Source organism: Pseudomonas sp. NPDC096917 (genome assembly GCF_044762555.1).
Taxonomy (GTDB): Bacteria; Pseudomonadota; Gammaproteobacteria; order Pseudomonadales; family Pseudomonadaceae; genus Aquipseudomonas.
In genome coordinates this window covers 57,846-80,898 of record NZ_JBIWEO010000016.1, presented here as the reverse complement: position 1 = coordinate 80,898, position 23,053 = coordinate 57,846, and the positions used below count along the sequence as shown (strand labels likewise).

General features: G+C 56.9%; 21 protein-coding genes. 12 read left to right on the top strand and 9 right to left on the bottom strand.

The genetic code is table 11. The annotated features are described in order from the left end of the window. Window positions 1–110: 110 nt before the first annotated feature. Window positions 111–1,229, bottom strand: coding sequence for a cell division protein ZapE (zapE, locus tag ACIQYF_RS18530; protein WP_402864725.1), 1,119 nt, complete (start codon window positions 1,227–1,229; stop codon window positions 111–113). A gap of 302 nt (window positions 1,230–1,531) precedes the next feature. On the opposite strand from zapE, the gene ACIQYF_RS18525 reads away from it, so the two are divergent. The 3 genes from ACIQYF_RS18525 to ACIQYF_RS18515 all read left to right on the top strand — a co-directional run bounded on the left by ACIQYF_RS18525 (window position 1,532) and on the right by ACIQYF_RS18515 (window position 2,959). Next, window positions 1,532–1,774 (top strand): DUF2790 domain-containing protein, encoded by a 243-nt coding sequence (locus ACIQYF_RS18525; RefSeq protein ID WP_402864723.1) that lies wholly within the window; start codon window positions 1,532–1,534, stop codon window positions 1,772–1,774. Between the two features lie 275 nt (window positions 1,775–2,049). After that, entirely contained in the window at window positions 2,050–2,307 is a 258-nt protein-coding gene (locus ACIQYF_RS18520) for a DUF2790 domain-containing protein (protein WP_402864721.1), read from the top strand. A gap of 97 nt (window positions 2,308–2,404) precedes the next feature. After that, window positions 2,405–2,959: a GNAT family N-acetyltransferase gene (locus ACIQYF_RS18515; RefSeq protein WP_402864719.1), complete on the top strand. Its 555-nt coding sequence runs from the start codon at window positions 2,405–2,407 to the stop codon at window positions 2,957–2,959. A 77-nt stretch (window positions 2,960–3,036) separates the two neighbouring features. On the opposite strand, the gene ACIQYF_RS18510 is transcribed toward ACIQYF_RS18515, so the two are convergent. Next, on the bottom strand, window positions 3,037–3,315 hold the full coding sequence (locus ACIQYF_RS18510; RefSeq protein ID WP_019408088.1) for a PepSY domain-containing protein: 279 nt from the start codon (window positions 3,313–3,315) through the stop codon (window positions 3,037–3,039). A 162-nt stretch (window positions 3,316–3,477) separates the two neighbouring features. Between ACIQYF_RS18510 and ACIQYF_RS18505 the strand changes: the two genes are divergently transcribed. Then, on the top strand, window positions 3,478–4,479 hold the full coding sequence (locus ACIQYF_RS18505; protein WP_402864717.1) for a FecR family protein: 1,002 nt from the start codon (window positions 3,478–3,480) through the stop codon (window positions 4,477–4,479). A 50-nt stretch (window positions 4,480–4,529) separates the two neighbouring features. On the opposite strand, the gene ACIQYF_RS18500 is transcribed toward ACIQYF_RS18505, so the two are convergent. Continuing rightward, window positions 4,530–6,836, bottom strand: coding sequence for an acylase (locus tag ACIQYF_RS18500; RefSeq protein WP_402864715.1), 2,307 nt, complete (start codon window positions 6,834–6,836; stop codon window positions 4,530–4,532). 268 nt (window positions 6,837–7,104) lie between these two features. On the opposite strand from ACIQYF_RS18500, the gene ACIQYF_RS18495 reads away from it, so the two are divergent. Then, window positions 7,105–7,491 (top strand): fe2+ zn2+ uptake regulation protein, encoded by a 387-nt coding sequence (locus ACIQYF_RS18495; RefSeq protein WP_402864713.1) that lies wholly within the window; start codon window positions 7,105–7,107, stop codon window positions 7,489–7,491. On the opposite strand, the gene ACIQYF_RS18490 is transcribed toward ACIQYF_RS18495, so the two are convergent. Beyond that, window positions 7,488–7,676, bottom strand: a complete 189-nt coding sequence (locus tag ACIQYF_RS18490; protein WP_402864711.1) for a hypothetical protein — start codon at window positions 7,674–7,676, stop codon at window positions 7,488–7,490. The two genes, ACIQYF_RS18495 and ACIQYF_RS18490, sit on opposite strands and share 4 nt — an antisense overlap. A 118-nt stretch (window positions 7,677–7,794) precedes the next feature. Here ACIQYF_RS18490 and ACIQYF_RS18485 point away from each other — a divergent pair, with 118 nt between their 5' ends. Then, the gene (locus tag ACIQYF_RS18485) at window positions 7,795–7,929 is read left to right on the top strand and encodes a hypothetical protein (RefSeq protein WP_402864709.1); all 135 of its coding nucleotides are present in this window, start codon (window positions 7,795–7,797) and stop codon (window positions 7,927–7,929) included. Window positions 7,930–8,019: 90 nt separating this feature from the next. Here ACIQYF_RS18485 and ACIQYF_RS18480 read toward each other — a convergent pair whose 3' ends face one another. Continuing rightward, window positions 8,020–8,925 carry a LysR family transcriptional regulator gene (locus ACIQYF_RS18480; RefSeq protein ID WP_402864707.1) on the bottom strand — a complete coding sequence of 302 codons (906 nt, stop codon included), beginning with the start codon at window positions 8,923–8,925 and terminating at the stop codon, window positions 8,020–8,022. Between the two features lie 111 nt (window positions 8,926–9,036). Here ACIQYF_RS18480 and ACIQYF_RS18475 point away from each other — a divergent pair, with 111 nt between their 5' ends. Beyond that, a complete protein-coding gene (locus ACIQYF_RS18475) occupies window positions 9,037–10,032 on the top strand; it encodes an aldo/keto reductase (protein ID WP_402864705.1) in 996 nt (331 codons plus the stop codon). Window positions 10,033–10,090: 58 nt separating this feature from the next. On the opposite strand, the gene ACIQYF_RS18470 is transcribed toward ACIQYF_RS18475, so the two are convergent. From ACIQYF_RS18470 to ACIQYF_RS18460, 3 genes are all read right to left on the bottom strand, one after another. Further along, entirely contained in the window at window positions 10,091–13,771 is a 3,681-nt protein-coding gene (locus ACIQYF_RS18470; RefSeq protein WP_402864703.1) for a translocation/assembly module TamB domain-containing protein, read from the bottom strand. Then, a complete protein-coding gene (locus tag ACIQYF_RS18465) occupies window positions 13,768–15,495 on the bottom strand; it encodes an autotransporter assembly complex family protein (RefSeq protein ID WP_402864701.1) in 1,728 nt (575 codons plus the stop codon). The genes ACIQYF_RS18470 and ACIQYF_RS18465 overlap by 4 nt, the downstream gene beginning before the upstream one ends. Before the next feature lie 63 nt (window positions 15,496–15,558). After that, window positions 15,559–16,194, bottom strand: a complete 636-nt coding sequence (locus ACIQYF_RS18460) for a GNAT family N-acetyltransferase (protein ID WP_402864699.1) — start codon at window positions 16,192–16,194, stop codon at window positions 15,559–15,561. 167 nt (window positions 16,195–16,361) lie between these two features. On the opposite strand from ACIQYF_RS18460, the gene xthA reads away from it, so the two are divergent. Together xthA and ACIQYF_RS18450 are read left to right on the top strand one after the other, a co-directional pair. After that, complete coding sequence (gene xthA, locus ACIQYF_RS18455; protein WP_402864697.1) at window positions 16,362–17,177, top strand: exodeoxyribonuclease III; 816 nt, start codon at window positions 16,362–16,364, stop codon at window positions 17,175–17,177. Window positions 17,178–17,364: 187 nt separating this feature from the next. Further along, a complete protein-coding gene (locus ACIQYF_RS18450; RefSeq protein ID WP_402864695.1) occupies window positions 17,365–18,681 on the top strand; it encodes a substrate-binding domain-containing protein in 1,317 nt (438 codons plus the stop codon). A gap of 91 nt (window positions 18,682–18,772) precedes the next feature. Here ACIQYF_RS18450 and ACIQYF_RS18445 read toward each other — a convergent pair whose 3' ends face one another. After that, window positions 18,773–19,987: an acyl-CoA dehydrogenase gene (locus tag ACIQYF_RS18445; protein WP_402864693.1), complete on the bottom strand. Its 1,215-nt coding sequence runs from the start codon at window positions 19,985–19,987 to the stop codon at window positions 18,773–18,775. 155 nt (window positions 19,988–20,142) lie between these two features. Between ACIQYF_RS18445 and ACIQYF_RS18440 the strand changes: the two genes are divergently transcribed. The 3 genes from ACIQYF_RS18440 to ACIQYF_RS18430 all read left to right on the top strand — a co-directional run bounded on the left by ACIQYF_RS18440 (window position 20,143) and on the right by ACIQYF_RS18430 (window position 22,488). Further along, entirely contained in the window at window positions 20,143–21,108 is a 966-nt protein-coding gene (locus tag ACIQYF_RS18440) for a LysR family transcriptional regulator (RefSeq protein WP_402864691.1), read from the top strand. Between the two features lie 26 nt (window positions 21,109–21,134). Next, a complete protein-coding gene (locus tag ACIQYF_RS18435; protein ID WP_402864689.1) occupies window positions 21,135–21,530 on the top strand; it encodes a MerR family DNA-binding transcriptional regulator in 396 nt (131 codons plus the stop codon). A gap of 61 nt (window positions 21,531–21,591) precedes the next feature. After that, complete coding sequence (locus tag ACIQYF_RS18430) at window positions 21,592–22,488, top strand: hydroxymethylglutaryl-CoA lyase (protein ID WP_402864687.1); 897 nt, start codon at window positions 21,592–21,594, stop codon at window positions 22,486–22,488. The last annotated feature ends 565 nt before the right edge of the window (window positions 22,489–23,053 follow it).

The following is a 23,053-nucleotide window of genomic DNA, read 5'->3' as shown; positions in this document are numbered from 1 at the left end:
CTGTAGCCGCTGCCGCAGGCTGCGATAAGGGCCCAAAGACCTTCGCGCTTGAAAAGCGTGATCCCTTCGGGCTCAGTCGCAGGCTTGGGCAGCGGCTGCAAACCTCGACATCACTGCACCCCAAAACGCTGCAGTTGCATTTCTTGCAGGCGGCTCAAGGTCCGGCGGAAAGCGAACTCTAGATACCCTTGGGTGTACAGCTGGTCCATCGGTACATGTGCCTCAATGCACAGCGGCACTTTGCGGTCGTAACATTCGTCTACCAACGCAATAAAACGCCGCACACTGTCGTCATATTTAGACAGCTGTGGCAATTGCCGATCACCCGCCTCGACCTTCACCGGACCGTCTTCGGTGCCTCGGGCAATTTTGCCTTCACGCTGTTCAGCGCTCAGGCAAGGCACTTCGCTGAGCAAAATCACCTTGTAACGATCACACATGTCCATAAATTCGCTGGCCGCCAGCGGTTGTTCGCACATCTCGTGAAAGGTGCACCACAACACGGCGGCACTCGCCTGCACCCCGTTCAGAGACCGATGGCCAACCACTATCGGTGCCTCTGAAGTTTGCTGCCCTTGTGTCAGGTCTTTGAAGATTTGCCCGATCACACTGGGCTGGCCCGGCTCTCTGACCCAATAGCGCTGGTGTGCAATGCCAGGGTGTAAGCGATGGTCTTGCCCGCCATCCACTGACACCACCTGCTGGTGAGAAAGGATCGCGGTGATCGCCGGGGCAAAACGCTCTTTATTATGGCCATGGCTGTAAAGCTGCTCCGGCGGCTGGTTGGAGGTGCACACCAGCACCACGCCTTCATCAAACATCACTTGAAACAAGCGCCCGAGAATGATCGCGTCACCAATATCGTTCACGAACAGTTCGTCAAAACACAGCACCTTCAGTTCCTTGCCCAACTCTTTGGCCAGCACCTTGAGCGGGTCTGCGGTGCCTGTGAGCTGAAACAGCCGCTGATGCACCCATTGCATGAAGTGATGAAAATGCTGGCGCCGGGCAGGAACCCGCAAGCTATGGTAGAACTGATCCATCAACCAGGTTTTACCACGCCCCACCGGCCCCCATAAATACACGCCTTTGACTGACCGGGTGCCGTTGTGCAGGGCCTCGTGACAGTGCTGCAAGGCCTGAACCGCACGCCATTGAGCGGGATCCTGGACAAAACCTTGCTGTTCGACGGCCTGTTGCCAGGCACTGAGGGGGGACTCGACATTCATTGCGATGACAGGCTCCTGAATCAGAGGCGCCAGTATGCCAGCAAGGCCAAGGTTTTCGGCACTGGAAACAGCCTGTACACAGCAACATTGTTACCCCTGCGGTAACAGAGCGTTTTGCCATTACTGCTTTTTAATTCGAGAAATCGGCGTAAAATTCACCCTATCAACCGAAAGGATAAACACCGCAGCACGGTACTTCGTACGCAGCCATGGGTGATTGACAGGGCTTCGTAACTTCTCCCGCCCCATCGGCAAATGAAGTCAGTGAGCGCTAGCGCTTGGTTACTTTAAAGGCCTTCATCATGAAAATCTTAGTTGCAATGTGCTTGGCAAGTTTCGCAACAGTGGCACTGGCCAATGAAACTTCACCGGCACCCGAGCAATACACTTACGGAACAAAGCTGGACATTGCCAAAGTCATCAGCATGTCCGAAGTTCCTCAAGTCTGCGAAGTTGTCCCGGCAAAAATGATCTATGAAGATCATCAGGGCCAACGCCACGTGCTTGAGTACAAAGTGATGGGTGACGGTTGCAGCCTGCACTAGTTGTACCGGTAGATACGCCCCCAGCCCCCTCTTTTCAGGGGGCTTTTTTATGCCTGACGCACTCTAAAAAAATTGTTACAAATCCGGAAACACTGCATGGCGATAATGGGACTTTAAAGTCGCCAACAAGCCCTTATTATAGAGGCATCCCTAAACACAAGATGGAAACAGGGCACGGTACTTCGTGTCAGGCACACTGAAAGTTGCCTGACAACTTCTACCGCCATTGGGCATTTGAAGTAAGTTAGTCGTGATTGTTTAAGGTCTTATTAAAAATGAAACGTTTGATTGTTCTTGCTCTTATGGGTCTGTCGACATTAGCCGTGGCTGACGATCTTAAAGTTGCACAACAACAACCTGCCGTTGAGCACTACACTTACGCCACCGACTTGGACATTGCAAAAGTTATTAGCGTGTCGCCCGCCGCTGATGTGTGCGAAGTGGTTCCGGCGCAAATGACGTACGAAGACCATCAGGGTCAACGTCACATCCTTGAGTACCGCGTAATGGGTAATGGCTGCTCAAACGGCTAATCGCTGCACGCACAATAGCCCTCGCTTGCGAGGGCTTTTTTATGGGCGCTGTTGAGGGTTAAGCTTGATGAAAGCCACTGGCAAGGAGCCCTATTCCATGCAAGCCCTGCCCACCCTGCATACGCCCCGATTATTGCTGCAGCCCCTGAGCCTGGCGGACGCGGATGCCATTCAGCAGCGATTCCCGCATTGGGAAGTGGTCCGTTACCTGAATGACGTTGTTCCGTGGCCGTACCCTGAAGACGGTGCGCTCAGTTACCTGCGCGATGTCGCGTTACCCGCCATGGCACGTGGCGAGGAGTGGCACTGGACCCTGCGGCTGCGGGACCGCCCCGACGAGGTGATCGGCAGTATCAGCCTGATGGATCAGGTCGATAACAATCGGGGCTTCTGGCTCTCGCCGCCTTGGCAGGGGCAAGGTTTGATGAGCGAAGCGTGTGAAGTGATTGACGCCTATTGGTTCGAAACCCTGGGGCGCGCGTTAATGCGCGTGCCAAAAGCGGCACCCAACGAGGGCTCGCGACGGATTTCGGAGCGTGGCGCAATGCGTTTGATCAGCAGTAAGGAAGGTAGCTTTGTCAGTGGGCAATTTACTTGCGATCTGTGGGAAATAACCAGAGAGCAATGGTTGAAACGCCGAGGTTCTCTCTAAAACAAGCCCGATCACACAAAGTGGATCGGGCTGTATACGCTCATAGAGCGCAGTGCCGAGAACGACGAAAATCAGTTTTAATCTTTCTTCTCGGAAATCACTTTACCGGCCGAATCGAACACAATTTCGTATTCAACACCCGTTTCCGATTTGATGCCTTCAGCCTTCCAGATCCCATTGGCAGGGTCTTGAGCTTCAATCTTCTTGATCACGGTGTACCCATGCTTATCCTTGAGGACTTGAATAAGCTCTTTGGAGAAGGCCCAGTTGGGATCAAGATTTGGCTGAGCCATGACGGCGCTAGAACCCAACAGCACAGCAGCAGTAATCGCAGCAGCAAACGTTTTCTTCAACATTGTCTTAACTCCATTAATTGATGTTGCGTCTGGTAACCCATCGCCGAAGTAACCGTAGCAGAGAAAAAACCAGCCAGGAGGCTAAATGCTCTCCTTTTGACAGGGCTCATGTTCTCGTTAGCGCAAACGCAGGGTTAGAATGCACCGCACCAAGGAGCGCAAATGAGCGAAACCCGCCTCACAGAAGCTGAATACGATGCCATCACCGAAGCCGCGGCCCAGTGGTGCATGCGTCTGCACGAGCCCGACTGCACCGTCCAGGAACGTGAAGCTTTCGCTGTGTGGCTGAACGCAGATCCGCTGCATGCGCTTGAATATGAAGCCATGCTCGACATCTGGGAGGTCAGCGAGCATTTGCCGCCTACCGCGCCAACGCCAGCGCCAGTGTCTGCACTGGCCCGTGCTCCTCGTCGCAGCACGTGGCAGCAGTTGGGGATGGCGGCAGCCATTGCTGTCGTCGCCGTGCCCCTGACCGCCTACAGCGGCTGGCAACTTGGCTGGCTACCCCGCTCATACGAGCGCCTTGAAGCAGGCACTAGCACGCGTAACGTAACGCTGCCCGATGGGAGCCAGGTTGAATTAAACCTCAGCACAGAATTGACCTTCAGCGATTACAAAGACCAGCGCCAGGTCACCCTGAGCAAGGGTGAAGCGTTTTTCAAGGTCAGTCACGATGTCACACACCCGTTTGTGGTTAAGGCGGCTGACGGGCGAATCCGGGTGACCGGCACCCAGTTCAATGTGTGGATGTACGAAGATCAGGTGCGTGTCACGCTGATCGAAGGCTCGGTGCTGGTGACCAGCAACAAAAACCTGCATGGCGACGGCTTGCGACTGGAGCCAGGGATGCAGGCCCGCTACAAAGCGGGGGACAACGCGCCGCAAATCAGTCAGACCTACGCCAACGCGCCGGATCTGGCTTGGCGCAGCGGCAAGTTGGTTCTGGATAACCTGACACTTGCTGACGCCTTGCCGTTGATCAACCGCTACCTGAACACACCGCTGGCGCTGGCTGACAACGCCACTGGCCAATTGCGTATCGGGGGCGTATTCAAGACCCAGGAAATCCCCAACCTGGCGGTTTCTCTACCCAAGGTATTACCGGTGTACGTACGCGTGAACCCGAACGGCACGCCGGTAATCAACGCCCTACCCCGCAGCTGAAATAAACTGCAGGAGCAAGCTCGCTACAGTAAGAAGTTGCCGCCTCGCGCTTACCACCTGCCTCTGATGATGGTCAGTGCGTAGTTCGGATCAGCCTTGATCTGCGCTTCGGTAAACGGCAACGGCTGCCACTGTTTTTTCGAGAACGCTTCAGTCTGGTCCCGCGAATGCTTTGAGGCCGGGTCGCTGGAGATCGAGAACGCCAGCAACCCCTGGGCATGAGGCCCATGCTCGTCGAAGGTCACTGTTTGCAAGTAACTGGTTCCACTGACCACTTCTCGCTTACCACCACCGCTCGGCACGCTCTGCATGGCGTTGTACACCCCCAGGGTGGCAGGACCGCCGTGAATCGGAGTCTGCTGGCCGCCACTGCTGACCACTTGGATCTCACCCCAGGTCACGTCTGGTTTTAATCCTTGCTCTGCTACTTTCGCAGCCGAATCCAGAAACGCCCCACGCATCGCCTTGACTACCGCAGGCTGGCCCAAGCTCAGACCGCGCGGCGTGTGTTGTGGGTCTGCCGGGTTAAACGGCACCCGCCACACGTCCGGTACCTCAATCAGATACGCCATGATGTTCTGGAAATGCACCAGGCCAATACCACTGCTCAGGTTCGCCTGTTGATCCCACGCTTTGAGGCTCGCACACACCGGCGCCATGGGTGCTTGCTTGGCGTGCAGATCATCCTCGCAGTATGCCAGTAGATCCGGCATGACCTGCCCCGCGAGGTAAACCTGATCGTCCATCACCAAGCCTTGCAAGTCCGACACGCTGATCGCCCCCGGCTGACTCAAGCGCTGCAAGGCAAAGCGCGTACGTGGCCCCAGCGGCTGGCCGTCCTGGCTTATAAGCGGCGAAAAACCGGTCAGCGGGGCGTTCGGGTTGGCCATCCAGGCCGAGTCATTGGAATGCTGAACGTAGTCGTTGCGGCGCAAGTGCGGCAGTTTGCTCGCGGGGTAAATACCCGGCTGCGCGGCACTCGGATCAACCGTCCAGTCACAGTCCCTGCGGCTGCCATCGAGCACAATCATCTCAAGGCCGGCACGCGGATCACTGCACGCGGCCAGCTTGGCCGCGTCGACATACGGCACCACTGACAGGTTCATGTACAGCGCTTGCCCACGCTCATCCACCGCCACGGTGTTGACCCATGGAATGCCCTGCAACGTGCTCACTGACGCTTGCAGATCCTCGAGGTTGTTGGCCTGGTTCATCGCGTACCACTGCTGCAACACGCGGTCATTTTGCAGGTTGGCGTCGCGTAAGCTGAACGCTAGGTGATCATTCCAATCCAGCCTGCCCGGCCATTGCACGATCGGCCCGAACTCCGAACTGTAGAGCGTTCGCGACACGGGCTTAAGACTGCCGTCCGCCTGTTTGACGCTGACCGTGACGGTGTGCTTGTCCAGAGCCCGTGACTGGCCGTCGAGCAAATAGCGCGTGGGATCCCTGGGGTCGAGCTCAAGTCGGAACAAGGTGAAGTGTTTGGATGTATCGACCGTGTGGGTCCAGGCCATGTGCGGGTTAAAGCCAATGTTGATCATCGGCAATCCCGGCAGGGCCGCGCCCATCACATCCAGCTTGCCGGGGATGGTCAATTGCATCTGATAAAAACGCATGCCGCCCACCCACGGGAAATGCGGGTTGGCCAGCAGCATCGAGTGGCCCGTTTGCGAACGTGCGCTGCCAATAGCCACTGCGTTGCTGCCACGGTCAAGGGCAAAGCGCTGCATGCGTTCAGCGGCTATTTGAAAACTGCCCGACAGGCGGCTGATGTGCGCCGAGGCTGGTTGCGGCGGGGTCGCCGCCACCAGCGCCTCAGCGAACTGACCGACGCCCCCCTCCACTAACAAGCGGCGGGTCAATTTGACCAGATCCAATGCCGTGATCGGCCGTACAGAGGCGTTGTTGCACTGTGCGGGCAGCCCTTTTCGCTCGCTGAGCTGGCGGTTATATCCCGCCACATAGCCTTCGACCAGATCGCGTACCTCTGGGGTTTGCGCCTGCCAAAAAGCAGCCACGGCCTCGGGATTGTTGAGCCAAGTGAAAAACACATCGCTGGACAGGTTGTCCCGTTCGTCTAGCGTCAGTTGTTCAGGCCCAAAGTATTTCGAGCGCTCTGCGTTGACGGTCAGCACCTCGTTCGCCAGCAAACATAAGTTGTCTTGGGCGTAGGCATAACCAATTCCGTAGCCCAGCCCGCGTTCATTGGCAGCGCGAATATGCGGCACGCCAAACGTGGTGCGGCGAATGTCTGCACTCACCTCAGTGGCTGTCGTGTGTGACAGCACTGGCAGGCTCAGTCCCAAGCAAAACACGGCAAAAAACGTGTTGCTCAATGGTTTGCAAATGATCACTCAGACTCCTTTTCGTTCATTACAAAAAGCCCGGTCGCTCACTCCATTGCAAACACCACCCGGCAAATGTCTCTACTGGAAACGAGCCGAATTAAAAAAATTTAATAATCACTTAAAACCCCTACCCAGACAGGGATTTTTAGCAATTGAGAGTCATTCACGACAAATTTTCTACATTTGAATGTTCATGATTTATGCCGCTCATTCGTCTAGTGACATAAGAGCGCTTTTTTATTTTCCTGATCAGGCTCTGAAAAGGAGTTTTTGCATGCAAAACCCGCAACTGCCAACGGATGGCCAACTACAGCATCGCGACACCGCTTTTCAGCCCGATCTTGGGCCACTGCAAGCGCCTGCGTCGTTGCAAGGTAATGAACGGATCCGCCACTTGCTCAAATGCTTTGGGCTGCGCACCAGCCTGGTGCGACTCAAGGTCATTGATGCGCTGCTGACAGCCGCCGGAAATGATCGCCGATTGGGAGTACGCGGTATGCACAGCCATTTGCTGGCCCTGGATATTCCGCTGTCGTTTCTCAGCGTGCGCGAGGTACTCAAACGCCTGTGCAGCGAAGGCGTGGTGGTGCTCAACAGTGATAAAAGCTACAGCCTGCATCCACAGGCTGAAGCCGTGCTGATGGGCAAAATCGAGGCTTAAAGCTTGGTCTTGCGGCGCATGATGCCATTGATCACGACCACCACCACAGCCACGCCAATGGCGATGTACTGGAAGGTTTTTTCGGTGATCATGCCAGTGTTTTGCAAGTACGAAAGACCAAACATGATGCCCAGTACCACCACGGCGATCAGAATCGAATATGCCAAACGTTGCTTAGGAGTCATTACCTGTTCCTGAAAAAATATGTTTGATTGACGGAGATGAATTGAAACAAACAGGGTCTCATCTTACAGCCGGGGAAGCTTTTTAGCTGCCACCAGCTCTAACCATGAGGATTTACACATGTTACGTCGAGTCACACGGCTGGTACCGCTGTTGCTCATTCTGGCCATGAGCGGATGCGTGTTTTTTCCTGACCATGGATGGCATCACGATCACCGCTACTACGATGGCGGCCCTGGGTATTACCACCGCTAAGCAATACCCGTCACCGTAAAGCTACTGTGAGGCGTTGGCCTGTTGGCAAGTCCGCTCCTCACAGTTTTCTCGCTGCATTTGCCCCCCCCCTCAGCGTCGAAAGCCGCTGCCGGGCCTGGCACATAGATCTACCAGCCAATCAACAAACACACGCACTCGCGGTGACAGTTGCCTATGCGGTGGGTACAAGGCCGTCAATGCCAGACGCGGTGGCAGGCAATCGTGTAACACCTCTTGCAAAAGCCCTTCGCGCACCTGTGGCATCACGTGATAGCACGGTGTTTGTACCAGCCCGTAACCGGCACTACAGGCCGCCAGATACCCTTGGGCGCTGTTGACCGATACCTGCTTGGGCAAGTCGATCAATCGCACCTCATCACCGATCTGAAACTCCAGTCCGTAGCGCTTGCCTGAGGCGCTGGAGAAATACTCGATCATCTGATGCCCGCTCAAATCGTCAAGCGATTGAGGCACCCCGTGGCTGTGCAAATAACCGGGGCTGGCGCACGTCATCTGATCCATCAGCACCAAGGGCCGCGCCACCAGTGAATCATCCAGGGTCAGCCCCCCGCGAACCACACAATCCACACCCTCGCGAATCAAATCCACAGGTCGATCATTAAGGCCTATTTCCAACTCGATCAACGGGTAACGCCGGGTAAATTCCTGCAACGCCGGGAATACCACCAAACGCCCTACTGCTTCCGGCATCTCGACCCGCAGTGTGCCCTTGGGTTGACTGCCCCGGAACAAGCCCTCGGACTCTTCAAGGTCGGACAAAAGCCGCACACAGCGCTGGTAATACGCCGCACCATCCAGCGTCGGGCTCACCTGCCGTGTGGTGCGATGCAACAACTGCACACCCAGATGCGTTTCCAGTTGTTTGATCAAGACCGTCACCGATGCCCGAGGCATCTGCAAGCTGTCGGCCGCCTTGGCAAAGCCCCCCAACTCGACTATGCGGGTAAAGACCAACATCGCATTGAATCGGTCCATGTCTCCCACCTTATTGTTTAGAAAAAACGAATAGTGATAGCGTTTTTACCCGGTTTATCTTGCCGATGTCGAGGTCAACAATAGCTTCACCGCCATTCAGGAGCACCTCGCATGCACACTCGCCAACTGGGTCAACACGGCCCGCACGTCAGCGCTATCGGTTTGGGCTGCATGGGCATGACCGATTTCTACACCACCGGCAGCGACACCCGTGAAGCCGTTGCTACCCTGCACCGTGCGCTGGAACTGGGCATTAACCTGCTCGATACCGCCGACATGTACGGTCCGCATACCAACGAAGAATTGATCGGCCAAGCCATTCGCGGCAAACGCGATCAGGTTTTCCTGGCCAGCAAATTCGGCATTGTGCGTGACCCGGCCAATCCTGCGGCCCGAGGAATCAGCGGCCGTCCCGAGTACATTCGCGAATCCATCGACGGCAGCCTCAAGCGCCTTGGCGTTGAAACACTCGATCTGTATTACCAGCACCGCATGGACCCGAACGTGCCGATTGAAGAGAGCGTCGGTGCAATGGCTGACTTGGTCAAAGCTGGCAAGGTACGGTACCTGGGTCTCAGCGAGGCCTCAGCGGCCACACTTGAACGGGCTCACAAGGTGCACCCCATCAGCGCGTTACAAAGTGAATACTCGCTGTGGAGCCGTGACCCGGAAGACAACGGCTGCCTGGCCGCGTGCCAGCGCCTGGGCATCGCCTTTGTGCCCTACAGCCCGCTGGGGCGAGGCTTTTTGACCGGCGCCCTGAAAAGCCCGGACGACTTTGCTGCAGACGATTTCCGACGCTTTAATCCACGGTTTCAAGGTGACAACTTCGCGAAAAACCTGCTGCTGGTGAAACAGGTTCAAGCATTGGCCGCGGATAAAGGCGTGACCGCCGGGCAACTGGCGTTAGCGTGGGTACTGGGTCAAGGCGACTACCTGATTCCGATTCCGGGCACCAAACAGCGCAAGTATTTGGAAGAAAACGTCGCAGCACTGGACATCACACTCAGCATTACTGAGTTGGCAGCACTGACGGCGATCTTCCCGACCCGCGCGGTATCTGGTTTGCGTTATGCAGAAGAATCGATGAAACACCTTAATCGCTAAAGAACGCGTATCCGCTGTGGGGGCTGGCTTGCCAGCGCCCACAGGATTTCTGGCCGGACTAAAAGTCGCGCTTGTAGAAAATATCCAGTGAACTCGCCAGGCCGCTCGCCACTTCGACATACACCCGCTTGCTCAGTTTGTAGCGCAAGGCGATGGTGCTGGCAGGTTCAAAGACGCCATATCCATAGCGTACGCTCAGCCGTTCGTTGATCTTGCCGCTGGCCACCACGGCGGTGCTATCGCCACTGCCTTCGGTATCGAGCTCAAAATCCTTGAGCCCAAGGTGGTTGGCCAAGCTGGTGGTAAACCCTGAACTGCCCATCAATCCCAACCCGAGTGCAGCTTGCGCCAGCAGGTTGTCGTCTTCGCCGGTGCCCGTCAGCGGGCGTCCTAGAATCAAGTAGGACAACGCCTGCTCCTGGCTCATGGCCGGCTCGGAAAAGACCTGCGTGGTCGGTTGGTCAGCGCTGCCCGTGAGGCGAATCCCGGCGATCACGTCGTCGGTCTGGCGAATGGCCTCGATGTCGAGGTACGGCTGATCAATCGGCCCGGCGAACAATAGACGCGCGCGGCGAATGGTCAGTTTCTGGCCATAGGCGCGGTAACGGCCGTTGTTCAGGCGCAACTCGCCACGGGTGTCCATGTTGTTGCCGATATGAACCTGCCCCGCCAAGTCTGCGTTCAGGCCAAAACCGGAGAAGGTCAGCAGCTCTTGCCCCACCACCACGGTGATGTCCATGTCGACCACCATCGCAGGCGAGCCCGACTCATCATCCGTTTGTTGTCCCACGATCACGGTGTCATCCGACACCTTGACTGTTGAAGGCGGCAGCTCGCGGACCGTGATTTCGCCTTTGGGGATATTCACCGCGCCCGCGATCAACAAGGTGTTGTCTGGCTTGAGGGAGATTCTGAGGTCCGGGGCCACCTCCAGCTTGGCATAGGGTTCAACGGTCACCGGCAAGTTATTGCCTTTGAGCAAAACATTCACCGCCATCGTCTGGCCCCAGGCGACGTTGCCGCTGATGGTGCCCTGCCCTTGCTTGCCGCTGGTCCAGCCGCCATCCAGTTGCAGGGTTTCACCCATGATATGAGCTTTGAGCTGAAGGTTTTCAAAGCTGGTCGGTAGCTCTGGACCGGAAATTTCACCGCCCGTAAGCGATACGTCCCCCGTGATACGAGGCGCCACCAAACCACCCGTGATCGACCCCGAACCGTTCAATTGCCCGGTGAGTTTTTCAACCATCGGCGCAAACGGGCGCACCACCGACACATCCAGCCCACTCAAGCGGAACTCACCGGTGATCGGCTTGTTTTTGGGCAGCGGGTTAATGCGCGCCGCCAACATCACCTGGCCCAGTTTTCCACCGTCAAAGTCGAACCGCGCGTCGACCCGATTAGGGGTCAGGTTGCTGGTCAATTTGAAGGCCTGATACGGGAAGTCAATCCACTGGCCTTTGTCTTTAATGCGCAAGGTACCGCCGCTAGCATCCACGATGACCTGGCCTTTTGGGCCGCTGGCTGGTATGTCGAGCACCATGTCAGCGTTCAGTTGCCCTTGCCACTGGAAGTCTTTGGGGAACCATTCGGCGAGGCTCTCAAGCGGGAACTGCTTAAGGTGCAAACGCAGTTTGGGGTCAGGCATCAAACGCTGATCTTCAGTGCACAAACTGGCCGGCCCCGAAGCCCAGCATTGCGCGCCCAGGTTGATCCGGCCATCCGCCAGACGTTCGAGTCGTGCCGGGTTTTGCAGCACCCATGCCTGGTCACCGGCCTTGATGTCACCTTTAAACAGGCGCCCGCGCCAGCTGTCTTTGTCGAAGCCGCCGTCCAGCGCCAGACCCAGTTGCAACATCGGTCCTTGCAGTGCCAATTGCAGTTGTTGACGCTTGATGTCGCCGTTGCCGCTGACGGTCAGCACGCCCAACTGGGTATCACCGGCCTGAATCCCACTGCCCTTGAGTTCGATACGGCCGCGCTGGGCCTGATCGATGTTCGCATCCAACGTCAGCGTTTGCAGATGATTGTCGGCAAAGGCCAACTGCTGGCCTCGCAGCATCGCCTTGCCCTGCGGCGCCTTGAGCGTGCCCGCTAGGTCGACACGGCCCTTGAGTTGCCCGCGCAGATCTGGCCACAGTTGCCCCAGTCGCGGCATGTTCAACTCAAGCTGAGCCTTGATTTGCTGCTGCAAACTGGCGGTGCCGTTGATTCGATTGTCCCCCAGACGAATGTCCAGCGCGCTGACTGTCCAGGCTTCGCCCTCGCCCACAGCCTTGACCTGAAGCATGGCAGGCAGGCCGCGCAAACGGCCTTTGAGGTCGAGGTTGGCATCCAGTTTAAGGCGCTCGTTTTTAAACTCGCCGGTGCTGCGCAAGGGACCCGCCAATGTGCCAGGCAGTTGGGCCACCCAATACGCAGGGTTGATCGCGCTGAGGTCCAGCGCCGTATCCCAGGCCACGCCATCGGCAAACTGCACATTGGCGTGACCACGGGCTTTACCTTGGCCCGCGACCAGTTCAAGTTGCGGCAAGAAGATTTTTTCGAGGTCGCCACTGAACGGGCTGCTGACACTGAACGGCCCCGCCGGACCGGTGAGGTCGGCCATCACGTTGCCCAGGTACTTGCCGTCGGTGTAGGAGATTTCGCCGCTAAGCTTGCGCAAGTCGACGTCCGGCTTGGCAATCACCGGATACAGGTTGTGCCAGGGAAACTCCAGCCAGTCGATCTTGGCCTCGGCACTCAGGCCTGAGCGCCAATCAACCTGACCGGACAGCTTCAAGTGTTGTTGCGCGCTAGCAGTCAGATCCAGTGCCGTGATTTGCGCACCATTGGCATCCACTCGTCCTTTGAGCAACAGGTTCACGAGGGCTTGCTCGGCAGGCAGACTGGCGCTGCCGTTCAGTTCATAACCGCCCTTTAGATCACCCTTGGCAGACAACACCAGTTGATTGAGCTGCAAGGTCTCAGGCAGCTCGCTGCTGGCCTTGAACTGTGCGCTGGTGAGGGTGACCCGGGCTGGAAGGTTCTCAGCCAAGGGCTCCAGCGCACCACTCAGGTGAGCGTCCAGATAGCCACTGCTGTCAGCGGTGAGGTTGAGTGTTGTCCGCAGATTGCCGTCAACCTTGAGCGCCAGCGCCCACGGTTTGTTGTCTTGTGCAGGCAAGTTGACGGTGCCTTGCAAGGTCAACGGCCAATCGCCATTGGGCTGCAAGAGACCAGACACGTCCACGCTCAGGTCTTCGCGCTCAATCTGCACCGAGTCGATCTGCAACCCTTTGGCCGTCCACTGCGCGGCCATCTGCATGCCCTTGAGCTGCTCAATGCCGTTGAACAACACGTTGCCGATCTTGATCACCCCCACCTCAATCGCCAGCGGCAATTTGAGGTCAGGCAAGCTGATCGGTCCGCTGCTGCTGTCTTCACTCGGCGGAAATTGCAGACTGACCTGATCGGCCTGCAACTGATCGATGCACAGCGTCAGGCGCGTCAGACACGACGGCGACCAGGCAAAAATCGGCCGGCTCACTTCGACGCGACTGCTGCCTTGCTCCCACAACAGATGGTCGGCACTCCACTGCGCGCCCAGGCGCCCGGCAAAGTTGTCCACTTTCAAACCGGGGACTTGATCCAGCGCCCAGCGGCTACCCGCTTGCGTCCCCACGAGCACACCGACGCTGACGATCACCAGCAGCACCAAGGCCAACAACACCAGGCCGGCTATTTTCAAACCACGAATCACAGTTCTGGCCCCATTGAGAAGTGCAAACGAACACCACCATCGTCCTCCAGCGCATGGGCCAGATCGAGGCGTATGGGGCCAATCGGCGAGATCCAGCGAATACCCACCCCGACCCCGGTTTTCAAGCTCGGAAAGTCCAGCGTGTTAAAAGCATTACCTTTGTCGACAAAGGTCGCCCAGCGCCACTTTTCAGCAAACTGATATTGATACTCCACACTGCCTGCCAGCAGATAACGCCCGCCGATTCGATCACCGTCCGAGTTTTTTGGTGACAGGGTCTGGTAGTCATAACCACGCACGCTTTGGTCGCCACCCGCGAAGAAGCGCAACGACGGCGGGATGGATTTGTAGCCGTTGGTGGCGCTGCCGCCAAACTCAATGCGGCCTAAAAAGCGGTGTTTGTCCCAGAGCGTTTTCAGCGCCTTGAACCTGACATCGCCGTGCAGCAGGTTGGTGTCGGACATCAACCCTTGTTTTGCAACCTGGGACTCGAACGCCACGCTGTAACCGTGACTGGGGTCAATGCGGTTATCGCTGCGCAGTACCGAGTAACTCACGCCAGGCATTAGCAAGGTGCTCAAGCCCGAGTCATCGCCCAAGCGATATTCTTCGTGTTGCCACTTGAGCGATACAACCCGCGTCCAGCCGTTGTCCAGCTTGCTGTGCCATTCGGGGCCGACGGTGAGCAGCTTGCTCAAGGTGTCGGTATTGGCAATTTCTTCGTATTGATAGCCAGCGGCAAAACGCAGTTTGTCGGTCAGGGGTGGATCCAGCGGGATGTCATACCAGGCGCCGACGTTTTGCTTGGGCTGGGAAATTTCGGATTCAAAACCGTAACTGTCGCCGCGCGGGTTGTCCCAGTGGCGGGTCCAGCTGGCTTTACCACGCGGGCCGGTGTCGGTTGAATAACCAAGGCCCAGGGTCATCGTGCGCGGCTTGCGGGTTTCAAGATCAACGTCCACCGGGATCACCTGGCCCACGGCCGTACTCGGCGCAGCATCCACCCGTACGGTCTCGAAATAGCCGCTCGATTGCAGGTTTTGATTGAGTTCGGCGACCAGTTCAGAGTCGTACGGAGTGTCTGGCTTAAAGGGCACCATTCGATCCAATAGGGTTTGGTCGAAAGGCGCGTCACCGGCAAAGCTGACTTTGCCGAGCAAATAACGCGGGCCGCTTTGGTAAATCAGATTGATGTCGGCATACCCGCCTTTAGGGTCAACCAACAGTTCGTGCTTAAGAAACTTGCCGTTGAAGAAACCGTAGCGCAGGGCTCGGTTTTGAATCAGGCGCTTGGCGTCTTCGTAATTGCCCTGATTGAGTACAGCGCCGGGTTTTAGATCGTCACTGACCGGGATTTGAAAGGCTTTGAGTGAGGCGCCAGGACCTTCTACACGCACCGTGACGTTTCGCAGATGCACCGGCTCGCCGGCATCAATACTCAACACCAGTCGCGGCGGATCGCCAGCCGTCACTTCGGCTTCAATTTTGGGTTGGTAGTAGCCCAGGGCCTGAGAGGCTTTAAGGGCCTGCTCTTCGGCGCCACGCTTGAAGCGTGACAAAGCCGCTTCATCGCGATCACCGAGGCTGCCTATGTAGCCTTCCACGTTGGCCTTGAGAGCATCGTTTGACGGTTTGACCTTGACCACCAGTTCGCTTTGGGCAAATGCCGCAAAGCTACTGATCAGCAGGACAACACCACTGGTAAATCTTCCTGGAAACTTCATAGGCGCGGATGCTATCACGGGCAGAGGTGGTCATAGAGCGCGCCAATGGGCAAAAAGCTGCCCTTAAGCCGTTGCTGTTTGTAACACCTGAGGGTTGGCGTGGAAAAAAACTTGCTCAACAACCGGTCCTATCGTTACTTCGCCAATTTGTACGTAGCCATGGCGTTTGTAAAAAACCTGGTAATTGGGGTTGCCGCTGTCGAGCACGACGCCCTCGGAGTGTTCGTCCTGAGCGCACCAATTATGTACAGCCTCAAGCAGCTGTTCACCATAGGACATTTCTGGAAAATCAGGGTGAATTGCCAGTAGCGGCAACATATGAACAGCATCCCCTGGCACACACGCCTGGATCGCCTGATGATATTCAAGATAGCGCCGTGTACCCCGCAAGCCTGCGGTCAGCACCATGCGTAACTGCCACGCCCAGCTCTCGGTAATACCCAAACGGCGTTGCGGCGGCGCAATCAGCGCCACGCCAACCAGCCGGTCATTGACCAGTAACCCCAATGCAGGCAGGTCCTGGAAAAAATGCTGCTTGACTAATGCCCGGACGGTGGCACGAACCCGTTGTGCATAACCCCTGCGATGCGCTTCAAACACGTAACGAAACGTCGGGTCATGGTGGTAAGCCTGATACAGCAAAGAGCGCGCTTCTTTTGAATAACCGCTGTCGAGCACTTGGATCTGGCAGGTGGGCATGTCCACAAATCTCCATGGCACCGCGTGGAGGGCGGCACTTGTAGTGAGTACGAGCCTGCAAGGGCCATAACAGTTCCATCTGGTTGAACACATCCTACGTTAGCAGTGCATTTGCCCCACTGCACGCTGGCCGCTAACATCGCCCTTTTACTCAGGACTGCCCGCCCATGAAAATCGTTTCATTCAACATCAATGGCCTGCGCGCTCGGCCGCATCAGCTGGCAGCGCTGATCGAAAAATACCAGCCCGACGTTATCGGCCTGCAAGAAACCAAAGTCCATGACGATCAGTTCCCTATCGCGGACATTGAAGCACTGGGCTACCACGTGCATTTTCATGGGCAAAAAGGCCATTACGGCGTTGCCCTGCTCTCGCGCAAACCGCCGCTGGAATTGCACAAAGGATTTGCCAGCGACGAAGAAGACGCGCAGCGCCGCTTTATATGGGGCACTTTCGCTGACGAAAATGACCAACCAGTGACCATCATGAATGGTTACTTCCCACAGGGTGAAAGTCGCGACCATCCGACCAAGTTTCCAGCCAAGCAGCGCTTTTACAGCGATTTGCAGCAGTTACTTGAAGGTCAGTTCAGCAACAATCAGCCGCTGGTGGTGATGGGCGACATTAATATCTCCCCACAAGACTGCGACATCGGCATTGGCGCGGACAACGCCAAGCGTTGGCTGAAAACCGGCAAGTGCAGCTTTCTGCCGGAAGAGCGCGAATGGCTGGAACGCCTCAAGAACTGGGGACTGGTCGACAGCTTTCGCTACCTGCATCCAGACGTGGCTGATCGCTTCAGCTGGTTCGACTACCGCAGCCGCGGCTTTGAAGACGAGCCCAAGCGCGGACTGCGCATTGACGTGATTCTGACTTCCCAAAGCCTGGTGCCAAGGATCAAGGCGGCCGGTGTTGACTACGATTTGCGAGCCATGGAAAAACCGTCTGACCATGCGCCCATCTGGTTGGAATTGAGCTCATGACTGCTGACGTATGAGCGTTGGCTTGCCTGCGATTGAATTGACAAGGTGACTGAGACAAACCGCGTGGTTTGCATTCCTGGCAAGCCCGCGCCCCGCCACAGGGCCGGCAAACAGTCCGCGTCATGGCATTGAAACGTTTCTGACTTAAATTGCTGGCAACTCTATGGCCCCAGGAAGGTGCCCGTTAATGCCGCGTCTTAAGTTGCTGATTCTGTTGTGTGCAATCACCCACCCGGCCTTCGCCGGGCCTGTCGCTGACTTGCGCATTCAGGGTTCTAACACCATCGGCGCCAACCTCGGCCCCGCACTGGTGGCAGCCATGCTCGCAGAGCAAGGCTTTCACGATATTCACAGGGTGCCGGTCACTCCCCCCAACGAGTACAGCATTGTCGCCACCAAGACCTTGGGCCAGCAGATCCGTGTGGATGTGTCCGCTCACGGCTCCGGCACAGGCTTTAGTACGCTCAAAGCCGGCCAAGCCGATTTAGTGGCGTCGTCCCGGCCGATCACGGACCGCGAACTGGTCGAACTCGAAGCCCTGGGCGATCTCAAAAGCCCTGAAGCAGAACAGGTGATCGCTATCGACGGGCTGGCAATTATTGTGCACCCGCAAAACCCGCTGAATCAGCTTAATACCGAACAATTGGCCAAGGTGTTCAATGGTGAGATCAGCACCTGGGAAGCATTGGGCGGTGTCGGCGGTACGATCAATTTGTATGCCCGCGATAACCAGTCAGGGACTTGGGACACGTTTAAAGAGTTGGTACTGAGCCGTGCCGCCCGCCCTCTGAGCGGCACGGCACTGCGCTTTGAGTCCAGCGAGGCGTTATCAGACGCGGTCAGCAAAGACCCGCACGCCATCGGATTCATCGGCCTGCCGTACATTCGCGCCGCTAAAGCGCTGGCGATTGTCGATGGCGCGTCGCAGCCGATGCTGGCGCTCAACAGCCTGATTGCCAGCGAAGACTACCCATTGTCGCGGCGCCTGTTCTTTTACTTGCCACCCAACAGTCGGAACCCGCTGGCCAAGGCACTGGTGATGTTTACCCAAAGCGCCAAGGGTCAGGCCATCGTTGCGCAGAACGGTTTTATCGCGCAAACCGTCCAGGCCAGCCACGTGCAGTCCGGCGCTCACATGCCCGAGGACTATCAGGCACTGACACAACAGGCGCAGCGCCTGTCGGTCAACTTTCGCTTTGAAGAAGGCAGTGCCACGCTCGACAACAAGGCACGGCAGGACTTGTTGCGGGTGATCGATTATTTAAAGGCGCATGACAAACTCAACAAGCAGGTCACACTGGTGGGCTTTGGCGATGCAAAGGACGATTCGGAGCGCGCGCAGTTGCTGTCAAAACTCAGGGCCATGACCGTGCGCCGAGAGCTGGTAAAAAGCGGCGTGATACTGCGAGAGATTCGAGGTTATGGCGCACAAATGCCCGTGGCGACCAACACCGAAGACGAAGGCCGGGTGAAGAATCGTCGGGTTGAGGTGTGGGTGTATTGAGAAAAACCCGAGCCCATGTGGGAGCTGGCTTGCCAGCGGTTGGATCGCAGCGCCTGCAGCGCTGGCAAGCCAGACTCCCGCGCCAATAAGTTTATTCAGCGGCTTTCGCGTACTTATCCAGTTCAAACTTGCCGACTGCCGCCCTGTGCACTTCGTCCGGGCCATCAGCCAGGCGCAAGGTACGCTGCATGGCATACATGTACGCCAGCGGAAAATCACCCGAAACCCCTGCCCCGCCATGGATCTGGATCGCCCGATCAATCACTTTCAACGCGACGTTGGGGGCGATGACTTTGATCTGCGCGATCTCGCTTTTCGCCACCTTGTTACCCACCGTGTCCATCATGTAGGCCGCTTTCAAAGTCAGAAGGCGTGCCATGTCGATCTCCATACGCGAGTCGGCGATTTTGTCGACATTGCCCCCCAGCCGCGCCAGCGGTTTACCAAACGCTGTACGCGCCAGCGAGCGCTGACACATCAGCTCCAGGGCCCGCTCAGCCATACCGATTGAGCGCATGCAATGGTGAATACGTCCTGGGCCCAGGCGGCCCTGCGCAATCTCAAACCCCCGGCCTTCGCCCAGCAAGACGTTTTCATACGGCACCCGTACATTGTCGAACAGCACTTCGGCGTGCCCGTGAGGCGCATCGTCGTAACCGAACACGGGCAGCGGGCGGACGATTTTCACCCCCGGTGTATCGACTGGCACCAGGATCATCGAATGCTGTTGATGGCGCGCATTGTCTGGATGGCTCAGCCCCATGAAAATCAGGATTTTACAGCGCGGATCGCACGCACCGGACGTCCACCACTTGCGGCCATTGATCACCCACTCATCACCCTCACGCACGGCGCGGGCGTCCATGTTGGTCGCATCGGACGAGGCCACATCCGGCTCGGTCATGGCGAACGCCGAACGAATCTCGCCGCGCAATAAAGGCTCAAGCCATTGCAGCTTTTGCTGCGGGTTGGCGTAACGCACCAGCACTTCCATGTTGCCGGTGTCGGGGGCCGAACAGTTGAACGGCTCGGATCCCAGCATCGAACGGCCCATGATCTCGGCCAAGGGCGCGTATTCCAGATTGGTCAAGCCGGCACCGCGTTCAGACTCGGGCAAAAACAGGTTCCACAAACCTTCAGCCCGCGCCTTGAGTTTCAGCTCCTCCATGATCGCGGTCGGCTGCCAACGATCACCTTCTGCCACCTGCTGATCGAAAATCGTCTCCGCCGGATAGACATAAGCGTCCATAAACGCAGTGACGCGTTCGCGTAGCGCCTGAACTTTCGGAGAGTATGCGAAATCCATGAGTGGCAACCTTTAGCGTAAATGTGAGTAGGTGATGGCGTGATGCTAGATCAGCCCCTCATCATTTGCGTTGTCTATTTACAGTGTGTATTACCATTCATAAGCAATATATGATTCACCCGCTGCCTCACCTCCAATAACAAGAGCCACGCGCCATGAACCTGAACAAGGTCGACCTCAATCTGTTTGTCGTCTTCGACGCCATTTACACCGAAGCCAACCTGACCCGTGCCGGACAGATCATCGGCATCACTCAGCCCGCGGTGTCCAACGCCCTGGCCCGACTGCGCGAAAGCTTCAACGACCCGTTGTTCGTGCGTACCGCCCAAGGCATGGTCCCCACCCCCATGGCGCAGAACATCATCAGTCCGGTCCGCAGCGCCCTGGCCCTGTTGCGCGTGTCGGTGCAGGAAAGTCGCACTTTTAACCCGTTGCAGGCCAACAAGACATTTCGTATCAGCATGACCGACCTCACAGAAGCGGTGATTTTGCCGCCGCTGTTTCAGCGTTTGCGCCGTCATGCACCCGCAGTGGTCATTGAAAGCTTTTTGTCTCATCGCCGCGAGACCACCAGCGACCTGGCAGCAGGGCGTCTGGATTTCGCCGTCGATGCCCCGCTTAATACCGACGCTCAGGTGCGTCACGTCAAATTGATGGAAGACCGTTATGTGTGCGCCATGCGCCAAGGCCACCCACTAGCGGGCAAGGCCGCGATCAGTCTGGATGAGTATCTGGGGTTGACCCACATTCATATCTCGACCCGCCGCAACGGCCTCGGCCAGGTGGATCTGGCACTGGGCAAAATCGGCTTGCAGCGCAAAATCACCCTGCGCTCGCAGCACTACCTGATGGCGTCGAATGTGTTGCAGCAAACCGACATGGTGATGACCGTGCCCGAGCGTTTTGCCCGGCGCCATAGCCTGCATTTTGTGCCGTTGCCGATCAGTGAGTTGCCGAACGTGGAAACGCATCTGTACTGGCACGAAAGCACCGAACAAGACCCTGCCAACCGCTGGATGCGCGAGCAATTGATCGAGGTGTGCCAGCAACAACTGGTGCTGGAAAAAAAAGCGGAGGCGCAACGCTTGCTTGACGTAAACGTCAACCAGCCATTAGCTTAAAGGCATGATCCTTTAAGAGCGTGCCCATGAGCAGCCAGACGTACAGCATTTCCGATCTTGCCCGTGAACTCGACATCACCACCCGCGCCATCCGCTTTTATGAGGAACAAGGCCTGCTCTGCCCCGAGCGCCGTGGCCAGGAGCGGGTGTATTCGGCACGGGACAAGGTCAGCCTGAAACTGATTCTGCGCGGCAAGCGCATTGGTTTTTCGTTGGCCGAATGCCGGGAACTGATTGAGCTGTACGACCCGAGCAGCGGCAATCAGAAACAGTTGAACAGCATGCTGGGCAAAATAGCCGAACGGCGTCAGCAGCTTGAGCAACAGCTCCTGGACATTGAGCAGATGCAACTCGAGCTGGATACCGCGGAAGAGCGCTGCATTAAAGCACTTGAACAAACCATAAAAAGCCAGACAGCCTGAATCCTGCGGGACGAGCGTGCTCGATCCTGCAGAGATCATCCCCACTGATAGGTGACCCCCCATGACACTTCCTGCCCATGTGCGCCTGATTGAAGTCGGCCCTCGCGACGGTCTGCAAAATGAAGCCCAGCCCATCAGCGTCGCCGACAAGGTGCAATTGGTTAACGCCCTGACCGATGCAGGCCTGGGCTACATCGAAGTCGGCAGTTTCGTGTCGCCTAAATGGGTGCCGCAAATGGCTGGCTCCGCCGACGTCTTCGCCCAGATCCAGCGTAAACCGGGGGTGGTCTATGGCGCACTGGCACCGAATATGCGCGGTTTTGAAGACGCGCTCGCCGCCGGGGTAAAAGAGGTCGCAGTATTCGCCGCTGCGTCTGAAGCGTTCTCGCAGCGCAACATCAACTGCTCGATCAGTGAAAGCCTGGCGCGCTTCGTGCCCATCATCGAGTCAGCTCAACAGCACGGCATCAGCGTGCGCGGTTATGTGTCCTGCGTGCTGGGCTGCCCGTATGAAGGCCAGGTCTCGGCGCAACAAGTCGCAGCCGTGGCCAAAGAGCTGTACACCATGGGGTGTTATGAAGTGTCGCTGGGCGACACCATCGGCACCGGCACTGCGACCGCCACGCGGGCAATGTTTGAGGCGGTTGGCGCTGTAGTCCCACGGGAAAAGCTCGCCGGCCACTTCCACGACACCTACGGCCAGGCGCTGGTCAATATTTACGCCAGCCTGCTTGAAGGTATTAACGTGTTCGACAGCTCGATCGCGGGCCTGGGCGGCTGCCCGTATGCCAAAGGCGCCAGCGGTAACGTGGCCACCGAAGACGTGCTGTACATGCTCAATGGCATGGGCATTGAGACCGGGGTCGACCTGGACAAACTGTTACTGGCAGGCGAACACATCTGCAACGTGCTGGGGCGTGTTACCGGTTCTCGGGTCGCTAAGGCCCGCCAGGGTTAAAAAGTGTGGCTTTGTGTTACCGCACGTTCCCACAAACGAGTAACACGGAAACAAACCGGCCCTCAGCCAGGCCGGTTTTTTAGTGCCTAAAAATACAAGCCATTGATTTATAAGGGATTTAAAAAGTTGGCACGGCTCCTGCTATCTCTATGGCATAACAAGAATAAAAACCGCGGCAACATAATAAAAACAATACGAAACGACTCTGACATAACAAAAACAACACGGCAGAGACGCAGCTAACAGATTTTTTTGGAGAAGGTTTACTTTTCCGAGGAGCTTAAGAGCCACCTCGCAACCGGGCAGAGAAGAATAAAACTACCTTCAGGTAGCACCCGCACAGGTTGAATCACAGGTTAATTAGCCGGTGATAAAAGTGGATCAGCGCTCAAAAAAATACGTTTGCTCTTGATCCCGGATGGGATCGCAAAAAAACGCAGCAAAGGGTGAGTTCCAAAAACAACAATAGACCGCCCTTCAATAATAAGAAAAGAGCACGCAACGACACATTAAAGGGGAGCCTCGGCTCCCCTTTAATGTGTCGTTGCGAATTTAGTCAATGCTC